The 15889-nt window shown below is 71.7% G+C and carries 11 protein-coding genes; 7 read left to right on the top strand and 4 right to left on the bottom strand.

Features of this window, described 5'->3' with window-relative positions; all coding sequences use genetic code 11:
- Nucleotides 1-3 precede the first annotated feature (3 nt).
- Both C4K88_RS06300 and C4K88_RS06295 read left to right on the top strand, forming a co-directional pair.
- Entirely contained in the window at nucleotides 4-504 is a 501-nt protein-coding gene (locus C4K88_RS06300; RefSeq protein WP_104120753.1) for a bifunctional nuclease family protein, read from the top strand.
- A gap of 222 nt (nucleotides 505-726) precedes the next feature.
- On the top strand, nucleotides 727-1314 hold the full coding sequence (locus tag C4K88_RS06295; RefSeq protein ID WP_104120752.1) for a MerR family transcriptional regulator: 588 nt from the start codon (nucleotides 727-729) through the stop codon (nucleotides 1312-1314).
- 45 nt (nucleotides 1315-1359) lie between these two features.
- On the opposite strand, the gene C4K88_RS06290 is transcribed toward C4K88_RS06295, so the two are convergent.
- On the bottom strand, nucleotides 1360-2184 hold the full coding sequence (locus C4K88_RS06290) for a ParA family protein (protein WP_104120751.1): 825 nt from the start codon (nucleotides 2182-2184) through the stop codon (nucleotides 1360-1362).
- A 202-nt stretch (nucleotides 2185-2386) separates the two neighbouring features.
- Between C4K88_RS06290 and C4K88_RS06285 the strand changes: the two genes are divergently transcribed.
- Complete coding sequence (locus C4K88_RS06285; RefSeq protein ID WP_104120750.1) at nucleotides 2387-5833, top strand: pyruvate carboxylase; 3447 nt, start codon at nucleotides 2387-2389, stop codon at nucleotides 5831-5833.
- Nucleotides 5834-5906: 73 nt separating this feature from the next.
- Nucleotides 5907-7310 carry a mycothione reductase gene (locus C4K88_RS06280; RefSeq protein ID WP_104120749.1) on the top strand — a complete coding sequence of 468 codons (1404 nt, stop codon included), beginning with the start codon at nucleotides 5907-5909 and terminating at the stop codon, nucleotides 7308-7310.
- Between the two features lie 83 nt (nucleotides 7311-7393).
- Here C4K88_RS06280 and C4K88_RS06275 read toward each other — a convergent pair whose 3' ends face one another.
- Nucleotides 7394-9202 (bottom strand): AMP-dependent synthetase/ligase, encoded by a 1809-nt coding sequence (locus C4K88_RS06275; protein WP_104120748.1) that lies wholly within the window; start codon nucleotides 9200-9202, stop codon nucleotides 7394-7396.
- A 214-nt stretch (nucleotides 9203-9416) separates the two neighbouring features.
- Between C4K88_RS06275 and C4K88_RS06270 the strand changes: the two genes are divergently transcribed.
- The gene (locus C4K88_RS06270) at nucleotides 9417-10421 is read left to right on the top strand and encodes an ROK family glucokinase (protein WP_167398984.1); all 1005 of its coding nucleotides are present in this window, start codon (nucleotides 9417-9419) and stop codon (nucleotides 10419-10421) included.
- 21 nt (nucleotides 10422-10442) lie between these two features.
- Here the strand turns inward: C4K88_RS06270 and C4K88_RS06265 are convergent, their stop codons facing one another.
- Nucleotides 10443-11000 carry a hypothetical protein gene (locus tag C4K88_RS06265; RefSeq protein WP_104120746.1) on the bottom strand — a complete coding sequence of 186 codons (558 nt, stop codon included), beginning with the start codon at nucleotides 10998-11000 and terminating at the stop codon, nucleotides 10443-10445.
- Nucleotides 11001-11259: 259 nt separating this feature from the next.
- On the opposite strand from C4K88_RS06265, the gene C4K88_RS06260 reads away from it, so the two are divergent.
- Entirely contained in the window at nucleotides 11260-12129 is an 870-nt protein-coding gene (locus tag C4K88_RS06260) for a lysophospholipid acyltransferase family protein (protein WP_104120745.1), read from the top strand.
- Between the two features lie 152 nt (nucleotides 12130-12281).
- Nucleotides 12282-13664 (top strand): class II 3-deoxy-7-phosphoheptulonate synthase, encoded by a 1383-nt coding sequence (locus C4K88_RS06255; RefSeq protein ID WP_104120744.1) that lies wholly within the window; start codon nucleotides 12282-12284, stop codon nucleotides 13662-13664.
- A 74-nt stretch (nucleotides 13665-13738) separates the two neighbouring features.
- On the opposite strand, the gene pknB is transcribed toward C4K88_RS06255, so the two are convergent.
- The gene (gene pknB / locus C4K88_RS06250) at nucleotides 13739-15865 is read right to left on the bottom strand and encodes a Stk1 family PASTA domain-containing Ser/Thr kinase (protein ID WP_104120743.1); all 2127 of its coding nucleotides are present in this window, start codon (nucleotides 15863-15865) and stop codon (nucleotides 13739-13741) included.
- Nucleotides 15866-15889: the final 24 nt, after the last annotated feature.

The following is a 15889-nucleotide window of genomic DNA, read 5'->3' as shown; positions in this document are numbered from 1 at the left end:
CCCGTGATCGAAGTAGAAGTGGTCGGCGTGAGGATCGAACTGCCGTCCAACCAGCCGCTGGTCCTCCTGCGCGAGAGCGCGGGGGAGCGGCACCTGCCCATCTGGATCGGCGCTCCCGAAGCCAGCGCCATCGCCTTCGTCCAGCAGGGGATCGTCCCTCCCCGGCCCATGACGCACGACCTCCTGGTCGACGTCGTCGCCGCCGCGGGGAAGCGGATCACCGAGGTGCGCATCACCTCGGTGGAGGACACGGTCTACCATGCGGAACTCGTCTTCGACGACGGCGTGACGGTCGGCTCGCGCGCCTCGGACGCCCTGGCCGTCGCGCTGCGCGTCCCCTGCCCCATCTTCTGCGCGGACGAGGTGCTGGCCGTGGCCGGCGTCGAGATCGCGGAGGCGGACGGGGAACCCGAGGACGGCGGGACGGAGGAGACGGCGGAGAAGGAGGTCCTCCAGTTCCGGGAGTTCCTCGCCGACGTGGAGCCCGAGGACTTCGAACGGTGATGTCGGGCACTGCGGGACCGGCCGCTCCGGCGGCTTTCCGCGGGCGGCCGGCGACACGGCAAATCTTGAGGTGGATCGTCTTTGACCTTGCCCCTCGGGGGATCTAACGTCGAAGGATACAGTTCCCACTGCGCGCGTGATGGACCCGGGGTACCCGTGCGTGCATCCTGCCGATCCGTCCGGTCGGCAGATGTCCCGGGGAACCCGACGAGGAGGCAGCACGTGAGTCCGAAGGGTGACGCCGGCGAGGCAGCCAGCCCATCAGGCACCGGCGTCCCGGCGCACGCCCAGGGCCTCCTGTTCACGGAGGACCTCCCCGTCCTCGACGAGGACGCCGGGTATCGCGGTCCCACGGCCTGCAAGGCGGCCGGCATCACCTACCGCCAGCTCGACTACTGGGCGCGGACCGGACTCGTGGAACCGGCTGTCCGCGGCGCCGCCGGTTCCGGTACCCAGCGCCTCTACGGGTTCCGCGACATCCTCGTCCTCAAGGTCGTCAAGCGCCTGCTGGACACCGGGGTCTCCCTCCAGCAGATCCGTTCCGCCGTGGAGCACCTCCGCGAACGCGGGGTCGAGGACCTCGCCCAGATCACCCTCATGAGCGACGGCGCGAGCGTCTACGAATGCACCTCCGCGGACGAGGTCATCGACCTCGTGCAGGGCGGACAGGGAGTCTTCGGCATCGCCGTCGGCCGCGTCTGGCGCGAGGTCGAGGGAAGCCTCGCTGCCCTCCCCAGCGAGCATGCCGCGGACCAGGACTTCCCCGGTGACGAACTCAGCAAGCGCCGCGTGACCCGCAAGATCAGCTGAGCTCCCTTCACCCCGGCACGCCCGCCACACCGGCACGCACCGCGCCTACACGCGCGCGGTCCGCCTGCGCATCCTGGCCGGATCCACCACGTTGGTGAGCAGCTCGTCGAACGAGGCCGCCGCCTGCTGCGCGGATTCGCCGGGCCAGTGGTGCACGGAGTGGGCGGCACCCTGGATCTGCTGCCAGTTGGCCTGCTCCGGGATGGTGGGGCTCAGCACCAGGTCTCCGAACATCTGCCGCATCTCGCCCAGGCGGAACGCGTGCTCGTGGGAGGTCTCGCGCACCCGGTTGGCGAGGATCCCCGCCGTCTGCAGGTTCGGCGCGAATTCGCGGCGGAACAGCTCGAGGGCGCGCATGGTGCGCTCGGTGCCCGCCACGGAGAAGAGACCGGGTTCCGCCACGAGGAGCACCTTGTTGCTCGCGGTCCACGCCATGCGGGTGAGACCGTTCAGCGACGGCGGGCAGTCGATCAGGACGAGGCTGTAGCCCTCGACACGCGCCAGGAGGGAGGACAGGCGCCGCTGGTCGCGGCGTCCGAGGTCCGGGCGGTCGTAGATGCCCGAGTGCGCGGACCCCATGGCGACATCGAGCGTGGCCGCCCGGACGCCCGGACGCCGCGCGGCGGTCGCCACCCAGCCGCTGGGAACGGCATGGGCGCCGAGGTCGGCGCGCCGGGCGTCCTTGAGCAGGCGCCCGATATCGGTCTGGCCGGAGGGCCGGACGCCGAGCCCGGTCGTCGCATCAGCGTGTGGGTCGAGGTCGACGACGAGCGTCGGGATGCCGGCCGCCAGTGCGGCCGAGGCCAGCCCCAGGGTCATCGACGTCTTGCCCACGCCGCCTTTGAGGCTGCTGATGCTCACTACCTGCACGTTCGAAACCCATACCCTGTCCCGGCCGCGACGGGCGGCCCGATGTCCCTGTGATCCCGTCCATCATAGGTTGCGCGGACCACCGGCTGACGGGCCCGGCGGAGCACCCGTCCACATGGCGGCACCGCCATGGACCGGCGCGGCCCCGCGGGTAGGATCATGCCAGCCTGAAGAACCCGACCGGCAAGGATGCAGGAGTACGATGTTCTCGAAGATTTTGGTAGCCAACCGTGGTGAGATCGCCATCCGCGCCTTCCGGGCCGGACACGAGGTGGGAGCCAAGACCGTCGCGGTCTTCCCCCAGGAGGACAGGAACTCGATCCACCGCCAGAAGGCCGACGAGGCGTACCTCATCGGTGAGGAGGGCCACCCGGTCCGGGCGTACCTGGACATCGAGGAGATCATCCGGGTGGCCCGGGAGTCAGGCTGCGACGCCATCTACCCCGGGTACGGGTTCCTGTCCGAGAACCCGGGGCTCGCCCGGGCCGCGGTGGAGGCCGGGATCACGTTCGTGGGACCGCCGGCCGACGTGCTGGAGCTCGCCGGCAACAAGGTCAAGGCCCTCGACGCCGCCCGGGCGGCCGGCATCCCGGTGCTGGCCTCCTCCCGCCCGAGCGCCGACGTCGCGGAGCTGATCGCGGCGGCGGACGAGATCGGGTTCCCCGTCTTCGCGAAGGCGGTGGCCGGCGGGGGCGGGCGCGGGATGCGCCGGGTGGACACCCGTGAGGCGCTGCCGGAAGCGCTGGAGGCCGCGATGCGCGAGGCCGAGTCCGCGTTCGGGGACCCCACCATGTTCCTGGAGCAGGCGGTCCTGCGCCCCCGGCACATCGAGGTGCAGATCCTCGCGGACGCCGAAGGCAACGTGATGCACCTCTTCGAGCGGGACTGCTCGCTGCAGCGTCGCCACCAGAAGGTCATCGAGATCGCTCCCGCGCCGAACCTCGACGACACCATCCGCCAGGCGCTGCACCGCGATGCCGTGAAGTTCGCGACCGCCCTCGGGTACGTGAACGCCGGGACCGTCGAGTTCCTCGTCGACACGGTCGGGGAGCGGGCCGGGCAGCACGTGTTCATCGAGATGAATCCGCGCATCCAGGTCGAGCACACCGTCACCGAGGAGGTGACCGACGTCGACCTCGTCCAGTCCCAGCTGCGGATCGCCGCCGGCGAGACCCTCGCCGATCTCGGCCTCAGCCAGGACACCGTCACCCTGCGCGGCGCGGCCCTGCAGAGCCGTATCACCACGGAGGACCCGGCGAACGGGTTCCGTCCCGACGTCGGCAGGATCTCCGCGTACCGGTCCGCCGGCGGCGCCGGGGTGCGGCTCGACGGCGGGACCGTCTACGCGGGCGCCGAGATCAGCCCGCACTTCGACTCCATGCTGGTCAAGCTCACCTGCCGGGGCCGGGACTATCCCTCGGCGGTCACCCGGGCGCGGCGGGCGCTGGCGGAGTTCCGCGTCCGCGGCGTGTCCACGAACATCTCCTTCCTGCAGGCCGTCCTGGACGACCCCGACTTCATCGCGGGCAATGTGGCGACGTCGTTCATCGACGAACGCCCCGAACTCCTGACCGCGCGCGTGCCCGCTGACCGCGGCACCAAGCTCCTCACCTGGCTCGCCGACGTGACGGTCAACCAGCCCAACGGCGCCCGTCCCGCGCACCTCGACCCGAGGGAGAAACTGCCGCCGCTTCCCGAGGGCCGCCGTGGAGCCGAAGGCGACGCCCAGCTCGAGGCCCGGGCCGACGCCCCGCCGCCCGGGAGTAGGCAACGGCTGCTCGAGCTCGGTCCGGAGGGTTTCGCGAAGGCGCTGCGGGAGCAGAACGCCGTCGCCGTCACGGACACCACGTTCCGCGATGCCCACCAGTCGCTGCTCGCCACCCGCGTCCGCACCCGGGACCTCGCCGCCGCCGGTGCGAGCGTCTCCCGGCTGACCCCCGGGCTGCTGTCCGTGGAGGCCTGGGGCGGCGCCACCTACGACGTCGCGCTCCGCTTCCTCGGTGAGGACCCGTGGGAACGCCTGGATGCGCTGCGCCGCGAGATCCCGAACGTCTGCCTGCAGATGCTGCTGCGGGGCCGGAACACCGTGGGTTACACGCCGTACCCGGAGGCCGTCACGACGGCGTTCGTGGCCGAGGCCGCCGCGTCGGGCATCGACATCTTCCGCATCTTCGACGCCCTGAACGACGTCACGCAGATGGAGCCCGCCATCCGGGCGGTCCGGCAGACCGGGACGGCGGTCGCGGAAGTCGCCCTCTGCTACACCGCGGACATGCTCGACCCCGCGGAGACGCTCTACACGCTCGAGTACTACCTGGACCTCGCGCAGCGGATGGTGGACGCCGGCGCCCACGTCCTCGCCATCAAGGACATGGCCGGGCTGCTCCGTCCGGCCGCCGCGGCGAAACTCGTGACCGCCCTGCGGGAGCGCTTCGAGGTGCCCGTCCACCTGCACACCCACGACACCGCCGGCGGCCAGCTCGCCACGCTCCTGGCGGCCGTGGACGCCGGGGTCGACGCCGTCGACGTCGCCAGCGCCGCCCTGGCCGGCACGACCAGCCAGCCCTCCGCGTCCGCCCTCGTCGCGGCCCTCGCGCACACGCCGCGGGACACCGGCCTGGACCTCGACGCCGTCTGCTCCCTGGAACCGTACTGGGAGGCGGTGCGCCGCATGTACGCACCGTTCGAGTCCGGGCTGCCCGGGCCCACGGGCCGCGTGTACCGCCACGAGATCCCCGGCGGGCAGCTGTCCAACCTGAAGCAGCAGGCCATCGCCCTCGGCCTGGGCGAGAGGTTCGAGGCGATCGAGGACATGTACACCGCAGCGGACCGCATCCTCGGCCGGCTCGTGAAGGTCACGCCGTCCTCCAAGGTGGTGGGCGACCTCGCCCTGGCCCTGGTCGGCGCGAACGCCGACCCCGCCGCATTCGAGGAGAACCCGCAGGCCTACGACATCCCGGACTCCGTCATCGGGTTCCTCAACGGGGAGCTCGGCAACCCGCCCGGCGGCTGGCCGGAGCCCTTCCGCACCAAGGCGCTGCAGGGCCGCGCACTCAAACCCCGCGACGCCCGGCTCTCCGCCGAGGACGAGGCGCGGCTCGCCGGCTCCCCGTCGGAGCGCCGGTCCGCCCTGAACACCCTCCTGTTCGCCGGACCGACGAAGGACTTCCGGGCCACCCGCGACACCTACGGCGACGTGTCCCTCCTGGGCACCGCCGACTACCTCTACGGACTCCAGCCCGGCACCGAGCACGTCATCGAGCTCGAGAAGGGGGTCCGGCTCATCGCCACCCTCGAGGCGGTCTCCGAACCGGACGAGAAGGGCATGCGGACCGTCATGTGCACCCTCAACGGCCAGATGAGACCCGTCAGTGTGCGGGACAGGAGCGTCCACAGCGACGTCGTGGCCGCGGAGAAGGCCGACCCCTCGACCCCGGGGCAGATCGCGGCCCCGTTCGCCGGGTCCGTGACCGTCACCCGCGCCGCGGGGGACACCGTCGCCGCCGGGGACACCGTCGCGACCATCGAGGCCATGAAAATGGAGGCCAGCATCACGACCCCCGTGGCCGGCACCGTCCAGCGCGTCGCCTTCACCGGCGCCGCGCCCGCGCAGGGCGGCGACCTCCTCCTCGTCGTCGCGGGATCCTGAACCACGGCACCGGCCGGAGCAGCACCGGCCGGCGCCGCGGCCGGTGCTGGGCTGCCGCCGTTAGACTGCGGGGGTGACCCACTACGACCTCGCGATCATCGGCTCCGGCTCGGGCAACACACTCATCTCCCCGGACTGGGACGACCGCAAGGTGGTGCTCGTCGACGGCGGGACGTTCGGCGGCACCTGCCTCAACGTGGGGTGCATCCCGACCAAGATGTTCGTGTACCCCGCCGGGTTGGCCGCCGCCCCGACGGAGTCCTCGCGGCTCGGGGTGGATCTCTCCCTGGACCGGGTGCGCTGGGCGGACATCCGTGAGCGCATCTTCACCCGCGTCGATGCCATCTCCCGGGGCGGCAGGGCCTACCGGGCGGAGGAGCTCCCGAATGTCACCCTGATCGAGGAGTACGTCCGCCTGACGGGGGAGAAATCCTTCGAGACCGCCGCCGGGGACGTCATCACCGCCGATCAGCTGGTCCTCGCCGCCGGTTCACGGGCCGTGCTCCCGGACATCCCGGGTATCAGCCTGCCCCAGGTGCACACCTCGGACACCGTGATGCGCCTCGACGAGCAGCCGCGGCGCCTGCTCATCATCGGCGGCGGGTACATCGCGGCGGAGTTCGCGCACGTGTTCGGCGCGTTCGGCACCCGGGTGACGCTCGCGGTCCGCTCCGCCGGCATGCTGCGGCACCTCGACGGGACCGTGGCGGACGCCTTCACCGAGCAGGCCGCCCACCAGTGGGACCTCCGCCTCGGCACGGACGTCACGGGCATCAGCGCCAACGACGACGGCAGCGTCACCGCCCGGCTCAGCGGCCCGGCCGGCGCCGCGGACCTGGAGGTCGACGCCGTGCTCGTGGCGATCGGCCGCACACCGAACACGGACCGCCTGGGGGCGGCCGAGGCGGGCCTGGACACGCACGACGACGGTCGCCTCGCCGTGGACGGGTTCCAGCGCGTCCTGCGCAACGGGACGCCGGTGGAGGGCCTGTGGTCGCTCGGCGACGTGAGCAGCCCCTACCAGCTCAAGCACGTGGCCAACCACGAGGCGAAGATCGTGGCTCATAACCTGCTCCACCCCGAGGCGCTGCGGGCCAGCGACCACCGGTTCGTCCCCGCCGCGGTGTTCTCCCATCCGCAGGCGGCGTCCGTCGGCATGACGGAGGACCAGGCCCTCGCGTACGCCGAGGCCGAGGGCACGGCCGTCGTGACGGCCGTGCAGCACTACGGTTCGACCGCGTACGGGTGGGCGATGGAGGATTCCCACGGCTTCGCCAAGATCATCGCCGAGCGGCACACGGGCCGGATCCTCGGTGCCCACATCCTCGGCCACGAGGCCTCGATGATCATCCAGCCGCTCGTGCAGGCGATGTCCTTCGGGCTGGACGCGCACACGATGGCGCGCGGCCAGTACTGGATCCATCCCGCCCTCACCGAGGTGGTCGAGAACGCCCTGCTGCACCTGGCCATCGACTGACCCGGGCGTCCCCCCGCCCGCGGGCGGGGGGACGCCCGCCCGGTCAGACGGACGCCCGCCCGGTCAGACGGACGCCCGCCCGGTCAGACGGACGCCCGGCTGTAGATGGACTCCACGACGTCCGAGTAGTCCTTGAGGACCTGGGCCCGCTTGATCTTCAGGGACGGCGTGAGGTGGCCCGTGGTCTCGGTGAAGTCGGTCGCCACGATCCGGAACTCCTTGATGGCCTCCGCCCGCGAGACGGTCGAGTTCGCCTGGTCCACGAGCCCCTGGATCTCGGCCAGGACCTGCGGGTGCTCCGCGGCGTCCGCCGTCGTGGTCCCGGCGGGCAGACCGTGCCGGTCGAGCCAGCCCGGGAGGGCTTCCTCGTCGATCGTCACGAGGGCGGAGATGAAGGGCCGGCCGTCGCCGACGACGACGCACTGGGAGACCAGGGCGTTGGCGCGGATCGCGTCCTCGAGGACCGCCGGGATCACGTTCTTGCCGCTGGCCGTCACGATGATCTCCTTCTTCCGTCCCGTGATGCTCAGGAAGCCGTCCTCGTCGAGCTCGCCGATGTCCCCGGTGCGGAACCAGCCGTCGATGAACGCCTCGGCGGTCAGGTCCGGGCGGTTGTAGTAGCCCTTCATGACACACACGCCCTTGGCGAGGATCTCGCCGTCGTCCGCGATCTTCACTGCGTTGCCCGGCAGGGGGGCTCCCACGGTGCCGATCTTGATGCGCTTCGGCGTGTTCACGGTGATGGGCGCGGTGGTCTCCGTCAGCCCGTAGCCCTCGAGCACCATGAGGCCGATGCCGTGGAAGAAGTGTCCGAGCCGGTCCCCGAGGGGCGCTCCGCCGGACACCGCGTGCTCCACGCGGCCGCCCATGGCCGTGCGGATCTTGCCGTAGAGGAGGCGGTCGAAGACCGCGTGCTTGACCTTCAGGGTCAGGGGGATCTTCCCGGCCTGCTCGGCCTTCGACCAGGCGATGGCGACATCGGCGCCGGCATGGAAGATCTTGCCCTTGCCGCCGTCCTCCGCCTTGAGCATGGAGTTGTTGTAGACCTTCTCGAAGACGCGCGGCACGGCGAGGATGAACGTGGGCTTGTAGCTCTGCAGGTCGGGGAGCAGGTTCTTGACGTCCGGGGTGTGCGCCACGGTGGCGCCGGCGGCGACGCAGAGGACGGAGATGAAGCGGGCGAAGACGTGGGCGAGGGGGAGGAACATGATGGTCTGGCCGCCCTCGCGCGCCACTTCCGGAAGGGCCGCGGCGGCGTTCTCGGACAGTTCGACGAAGTTGCCGTGCGTCAGTTCGCAGCCCTTCGGCTTCCCGGTGGTGCCCGAGGTGTAGATGATCGTGGCGACGTCGTCGAGCCCGGCGTGCGCCCGGCGGTCCGACAGCATCTGCTCGTCCGTCCCCACCCCGGCCGTCCGCAGCGTGTCCAGCCCGTCGCCGTCGAATTGCCAGACGTGCTGCAGCGAGCCGATGCCCTCCAGCGCGACGGCCTCGCGGACCACGCCCTCGTGGTGTGCCGATTCGACGAAGGCTCCGACGGCGCCGGAGTCGCTGAGGATCCAGGCGACCTGCGCGGGGGAGGAGGTCTCGTAGACGGGGACGGACACCGCGCCGGCGAACCAGATCGCGAAGTCGGCCAGGGACCACTCGTACCGTGTGCGGGCCATGATGGCCACGCGGTCCCCGGGCTGGACACCGGAGGCGATCAGGCCCTTCGCGACGTCCTCGACCTGGCGGCGGAACTCGGTGGCCGAGATGTCCTCCCACTCGCCGGAGGGGCCCTTGACGGCGAACAGGGCTGGATTCGACGGCTTGGTCGCCTGGCGGATCACGAGGTCCGTGGTGTTCGTCCGGCGGGGGACGTCGACGAGGACGGGGACACTGATGTCGCGCACGATAGCTCCTTTGATATCACCCCACGATGAGGTGGTACAACCCTATAGCGTTACCAGTCCGAAACACGTTCCAGTAATGTACGAATCGGTAACGGGTGCGCGCGCGTCCTGCCGGAACCAGGAGGACAGCATGCCGATCACGCCCGAGCCCGGGGGCCCCCGTGCCCGGCGGCTGCGCCCCGGGACCGGCCTGGCGTGGAGGGGCAACGGACCGATGGCCGCCCGCCCGGCCCGCGCCGCCCTCCCCAACCCGGCGCGACGCGGCCTGTCGGTCGGCGTGGACATCGGCGGCACGAAGATCGCCGCCGGCGTGGTGGACGTCCACGGCCGGATCCTCGCCGAGGCGCGCAGCCCGACGCCCGGCCAGGACCCCCGCGCCGTGGAGGCGGTCGTCACGGAGCTCGTCCGGGAGCTCTCGAGGGAGTACCGGGTCCGCTCGATCGGCATCGGGGCGGCGGGCTGGATGGACCTGTCGAACAGCACCGTGCTGTTCAGCCCGCACCTGGCGTGGCGTAACGAGCCCGTGCGGCGCAACCTGGAGAAGCTCCTCCGCCGGCGCGTGACGGTGGTGAACGACGCCGACGCCGCCGCCTGGGCGGAGTGGCGGTTCGGCGCGGGGCGGGGGGAGTCCCGCCTGGTCTGCGTGACCCTCGGCACCGGGATCGGCGGGGCCATGATCATGGGCGGGCGCGTGGAGCGTGGCCGGTACGGCGTCGCGGGCGAGTTCGGCCACCAGATCATCGTCCCGCAGGGGCAGCGCTGCGAATGCGGCAACCGGGGGTGCTGGGAACAGTACGCCTCGGGCAACGCCCTCGGACGCGAGGCGCGGGAGCTGGCCGCCGCGCAGTCGCCCGTGGCGCAGGCCATCATCGACGCCGCGGCAGCCGACGACGGCGTCATCACCGGGTCGCTCGTCACCCGGCTCGCCATGGACGGCGACCCGACGTCCCGGGAACTCGTCGACGACGTCGGGCAGTGGCTGGGGCTCGGGCTGGCCAACCTGGCGGCGGCCGTTGACCCCGGCACCTTCGTGATCGGGGGCGGGTTGAGTGCGGCGGGGGATCTCCTGCTCGAGCCCACCCGGCGCGCGTTCGGGCGGAACCTGACCGGTCGGGGCTTCCGGCCCGTGGCGCGGATCGAGCGGGCAGCCCTCGGCCCGGCGGCGGGGCTCATCGGAGCCGCGGACCTGTCCCGGCTGCTCTCCCGCAGCGGAACCTGAGGTCGCCGGAGCCCGCCCGCGTCAGACCTCGGCGCCGTCGTCCCCCAGGTCCCGGTGCTTGGGCAGCTTGGTGAGCAGGTAGCCGGCACCTGCGAGGAACACCGCGATCAGGCCGAGCGTCGCGGCCAGGGGGGCCGTCCGCCAGAACATGGCGACGAGGAACAGCATGACCGGCCCGCCGGCCGCACCGATCCACGCGAGGACCGTGAGCGGATCGCCGGAGCCGAGCGGCGGCGGGTCCTCGGGCGTGAACCCCTCGTCCTCGTCCGGGTCCTCCGGCGCCACGTAGTCCCGCGGCCCGGTGGACCGGAAGGGCTGGTTGCGGAAGATCGCCTCGGCCCGCTCGCGGCTCGTGGTGCCGGTGACGTCGCCGGGCGTGTCACCCGGGGGATCGTCCGCACGGACGGCATCATGGGCGCCGGAGCCGCGGGACGGCGGCGCGTCCGCCGATCCGGGATCGTCCGACCGCGGCGTGACGGGGGACCCGGCGTCCGCGGACGTCCCTTCGAGCCGCGCGACGAGGTCGAGCCAGACGGCGTCGTCCGTGGATTCGTTCGGTTCCTGACCTCGGGGGCCCATACGTTGCTACCTGCCGTCGCGTGCTGCGGCCAGGATTCGGAGGATCTCCGCCCGGCATTTTCGGACATTAGTGGGCGTGCTCGTTCAATCGTGGACACCGCACGGCGCTACGTCAACCGCCCCGCGCGTCGCCTTTCCGCCGGTGCTGGAAGCCGTGGTGACGCCGTCCGCCACGCGGGCACCCTTAGAGTAGGCTTCCAGTTGAAAAAGCGGGCGGCATTGCCGAGTGCCGCACCGTCCATGCAGGGAGGCTGGCAGCGTGTTCTATTGGGTGATGAAGAGGATCGTCGTCGGTCCGATCCTCAACCTCCTCTTCCGGCCCTGGGTCAAGGGGCTCGACAACGTCCCGGCCTCCGGCCCGGCCGTGATCGTCAGCAACCACCTGTCCTTCTCCGACTCGATCTTCCTCCCGATCGTGGTTCCCCGGACCGTGGTGTTCCTCGCGAAATCCGAGTACTTCACGGGCAAGGGCGTCAAGGGGCGGCTGACGGCGCTCTTCTTCCGCCTGTCCAACCAGTTGCCGATGGACCGCTCGGGCGGGGCGGCGTCGTCCTCCTCCCTGAGCGCCGGGATGGACATCCTGAACGACGGCGGTGTCCTCGGCATCTATCCGGAGGGGACACGCAGCCCCGACGGGCGCCTCTACCGGGGCAAGACGGGCGTGGCGAAACTGGTCCTCGCGACCGGCGTCCCGGTCATCCCGGTGGCCATGATCGGGACGGACAAGGTGCAGCCCATCGGCCGCCGCATCCCCAACATCCGCCGCGTCGGCATCATCATCGGCGAGCCCCTGGACTTCACCCGGTACGAGGGGCTCGAGGACGACCGCTTCGTCCAGCGGTCCGTCACCGACGAGATCATGTACGAGCTGATGCGCCTGTCCGGACAGGAGTACGTCGACGCCTACGCCAGCACGGTCAAGGAGCGGCTCGCCGCGGAGAAGGCCGCCGGGCGCAAGGCGCCCCGGCCGGGCGCCGACACGCGGAGGGCCGCCGTCCGGATCTCGAACGACGCCGCGACCCCCGCGCCGGGGGCCGTCACCGAGATCGGCCGCGCCCCCTCGGACGGATCGCGCACGGCCGACGAGGCCGCCGACACCCCGGGTAACGGGACGACCGGCAACGCCTGACGCCTCCGGGACGCAGGGCGACCGCCGGCCCGGTCGGTGCGGCTCGTCCGCGCGAGGCGCTCCCCCGGGGGCGGTAGCGCAGTATGACAGTGCGCGGGGCGGCCATGACGCCCCGAATCGGGCCGTGACCGCCCAGCCAGTAGAATTCGGGTGTGACTGACTTCCTAGCTCCCGTCCTCCCGCGTACCGCGGAATCCGCGTCGTCCACCACTGCCGGCCTCGACGCCTGGCGTTCGATGACCGCAGCGCAGCAGCCCTCGTGGCAGGATCCTGGAGTCTATGCGGCGTCGGTCAAGGAACTCTCCAGCCTGCCGCCGCTGGTCTTCGCCGGTGAGGTGGACGTGCTGCGCGAGCGGCTCGCCGCGGCCGCCCAGGGCAAGGCCTTCCTCCTCCAGGGCGGCGACTGCGCGGAGACGTTCGACGGCGCGACGGCCGACAAGATCAGCGCGCGGGTGCGCACCATCCTGCAGATGGCCGTGGTCCTGACCTACGGTGCCTCCCTGCCGGTCATCAAGATGGGCCGCATGGCCGGCCAGTTCGCCAAGCCGCGCTCCTCCAACGACGAGACGCGCGACGGCGTCACCCTGCCGGCCTACCGCGGGGACATGGTCAACGGCTACGAGTTCACCCCGGAGAGCCGCGGGCACGACGCCTCCCGGATGGTGAAGGCCTACCACACGTCGGCGTCGACGCTGAACCTGATCCGTGCGTTCACGCAGGGCGGGTTCGCGGACCTCCGCCTGGTCCACCACTGGAACAAGGGCTTCATGGCCAACCCGGCACACTCCCGCTACGAGTCGCTCGCCCGCGAGATCGACCGCGCCGTCCGGTTCATGGATGCCTGCGGAACGGACTTCGAAGCCCTCAAGCGCGTCGAGTTCTTCGCCAGCCACGAGGCGCTGCTCCTGGACTACGAGCGCGCGCTGACGCGCATCGATTCCCGCACGTCCCTGCCGTACGACACCTCCGCGCACTTCCTGTGGATCGGGGAGCGCACCCGCGAGATCGACGGCGCGCACGTGGACTTCCTGTCCAGGGTGCGCAACCCCATCGGCGTCAAGCTCGGGCCTTCGACATCCGGGGACGACGCCCTGGCGCTCATCGACAAGCTCGACCCGAACCGCGAACCGGGCCGGCTCACCTTCATCACGCGGATGGGCGCGAAGAACATCCGCGAGAAGCTGCCGAAGCTCGTCGAGCGCGTCACGGACTCGGGTGCGCAGGTCCTCTGGGTGACGGACCCGATGCACGGCAACACGGTCACCTCACGCAACGGCTACAAGACGCGCAACTTCGACGACGTCATCGACGAGGTGCGCGGGTTCTTCGAGGTGCACAACTCCCTGGGCACGTTCCCGGGCGGGCTGCACGTCGAGATGACCGGCGACGACGTCGCCGAGTGCCTGGGTGGGGCGGACCCGATCGACCAGGAGGCGTTCCTGGAGCGGTACGAGTCCGTGTGCGACCCCCGCCTGAACCACATGCAGTCCCTCGAGATGGCGTTCCTCGTCGCGGGAGCGCTCTCCAAGAGCTGATCCCCGCGTCCGGGCACGATCCCCGAAGGCGGCCGCCCCGGCGGCCGCCTTCGCCGTGTCCGGCAGCCCCTGCCCTAGGTGACCGTGATGCGGATGAGGGTGCCCTCGGGCTGCTCGCCCGACGGGCTCTGCCCCGCGACGAGTCCGAGGACCGCGCTGCCGAAGGTGTAGTCGACCTGCACCTCGAAGCCCGCCGCTTCGAGGACGCCCACGGCACGCTCCTCCGAGAGGGAGAAGACGCTGGGCACCTGCACCAGGCGGGGGCCGCGGGAGAGCGTCAGGACGATCTCTGTGCCCCGCGGGACCGAGGTGCCGGACGGGCTCTGCGCGACGACGGCCCCGGCCGGTACCGTCCGGCTGTACTCGCGGGTCCCGCCCACCACCGGCACCAGACCCGCGCCCTCGAGCGCAGCCGCGGCGTCCTGCTCGGGGAGCCCGACGACGCCGGGGACGGCGATCGGCGCAGGCCCGAGGGACACCACGAGATCCACCGCGGATCCGCGACGGCGCTCGGCGCCCGGCTCCGGGTCCTGTCGGAGGACCGCCCCGGCCGGCACGCTCTCGCTGTACTCCTCGTCCTGCGCGCCGACGGCGAGTCCGGCAGCCTCCAGCTCCGCGGCGGCCTCGGCCTGCGCCAGGCCGCCGAGATCCGGGACGGCGAAGAGCTCCGGCCCGCGGGAGACGAGGAGGTCCACGCGTTCGAAGCGCCGGATCTCGGTGTTCGCTCCCGGGTCGGTCCCGATCACCATGCCGGCGAGGACCTCCTCGTCGAAGGCCTCCTCGGTGGACACGGAGACGAGTCCCTGGTCCTCGAGGACGGCGCGCGCCTCACCGAGCGGCACGTTCGCGACGTCGGGCAGGGTGACCACGCCTGCCGGCCCTGCCCCGAACACCCAGCCCAGCGCGGCGACCAGGCCCGCGAGGAGGATCAGCAGCGCCGCGAGCAGGCGCAGGGACCGTCGCCCGGCCCGCCCGCGCAGTGTCTTCTGCGGGCGCTGTGCCTGGCGTGCCTGCTGCCGCTTCGAGAGGGGACGGGCCGTGCTGCCGGACCGTTCCCTGTCCCCGGCGGGCAGCGGCGGAGCAGACGCCGGCGGGACGGCGGGCATCGCCCCGATCACGCGGGTCGCGTTGCGGTCCGTGCTGATGACGGTGGTGTGGTGGTCCTCGTGCGCCGCACCCGGCAGGACCTCCGTCCGGCTCCCCGCGGCGTCACCGGGACCTGCTGGTCGGGACACCGTCACGGTCGGGGCGTCGTCGCCCGTCAGCCGGGGGACGACGGCAGCGGTGAGGTGGTCCTGCCCCGGGACGACGACGGGTGCGTCCTCGGGGGCGAAGTCGAGTTCGTCGTCGGTGAGCGTCGCACGGATGTGCCGGAGCTCGCCGAGGAGCGCGGACCCGTCCACCGGGCGGTCCTCGGGGTCCCGGGAGGTGCACCACTGCACGAGCTCGTCGATGTCCGCGGCGAGGCCGGGCAGGAACTCGGAGGGCGCGGGCACGTCCGCCTGCGCGTGCTGGATGGCCACCTGGATGGGAGTCTCGCCCGTGAAGGGCTGCCGCCCGGTGAGGAGCTCGAAGAGCAGAACGCCCGTCGAGTAGATGTCACTCTGCGCCTCGGCCGGCCGGCCGAGGACGAGCTCGGGGGAGAGGTACGCGACGGTGCCCACCAGGGTGGCGGTGCCCGTGCTCGCGGACACCGCGCGGGCGAGCCCGAAGTCGGCGATCTTCACCTGCCCCGTGTCGGACAGGAGGACGTTCTCGGGCTTCACATCGCGGTGGATCAGTCCGGCGTCATGGGCAGCGGCAAGCCCCTCGACCACGGCGTCCAGCAGGTCGAGCGCATGGCGGGGCGTGAGCCTGCCGCGGTCGCGCAGGAGGTCGCGCAGGGTCCGGCCCTGGACGAACTCCATGACGAGGTAGGCGACGTCCTGCCCGTCGAGGTCGTCCACGCCCTGGTCGAGGACGCCGACGACGTGCGGGTGGGAGAGCCGGGCCGCGGATTTCGCCTCCTGCTCGAAGCGATCGATGAAGCCCGGCTCCTCGGCGAGGTGCGGGTACAGGACCTTCAGCGCCACGCGCCGGTCCAGCCGGCGGTCGGTCGCGAGGTAGACGGTGGACATGCCCCCGCGGGCCAACCGCGAGTGGACGACGTAGCGCCCGTCGACAGTTGCTCCCTCGAGGGGGTCCTTCCGTTGCTGGTGCACCCTTCGATACTAAACGGGAGCAGT

Origin of the sequence: Arthrobacter pityocampae, from assembly GCF_002927275.1 — a bacterium.
Taxonomy (GTDB): Bacteria; Actinomycetota; Actinomycetes; order Actinomycetales; family Micrococcaceae; genus Arthrobacter_D; species Arthrobacter_D pityocampae.
Note: the sequence above shows the minus strand (reverse complement) of the source record. Positions and strands in the feature narration are given on the sequence as shown.

Bases quoted from the DNA above. Each gene is read 5' to 3' on its own strand.
- C4K88_RS06285 (WP_104120750.1), top strand. From the start codon at position 2,387: ATGTTCTCGAAGATTTTGGTAGCCAACCGTGGTGAGATCGCCATCCGC.
- C4K88_RS06270 (WP_167398984.1), top strand. From the start codon at position 9,417: ATGGCCGCCCGCCCGGCCCGCGCCGCCCTCCCCAACCCGGCGCGACGC.
- C4K88_RS06265 (WP_104120746.1), bottom strand. From the start codon at position 11,000: ATGGGCCCCCGAGGTCAGGAACCGAACGAATCCACGGACGACGCCGTC.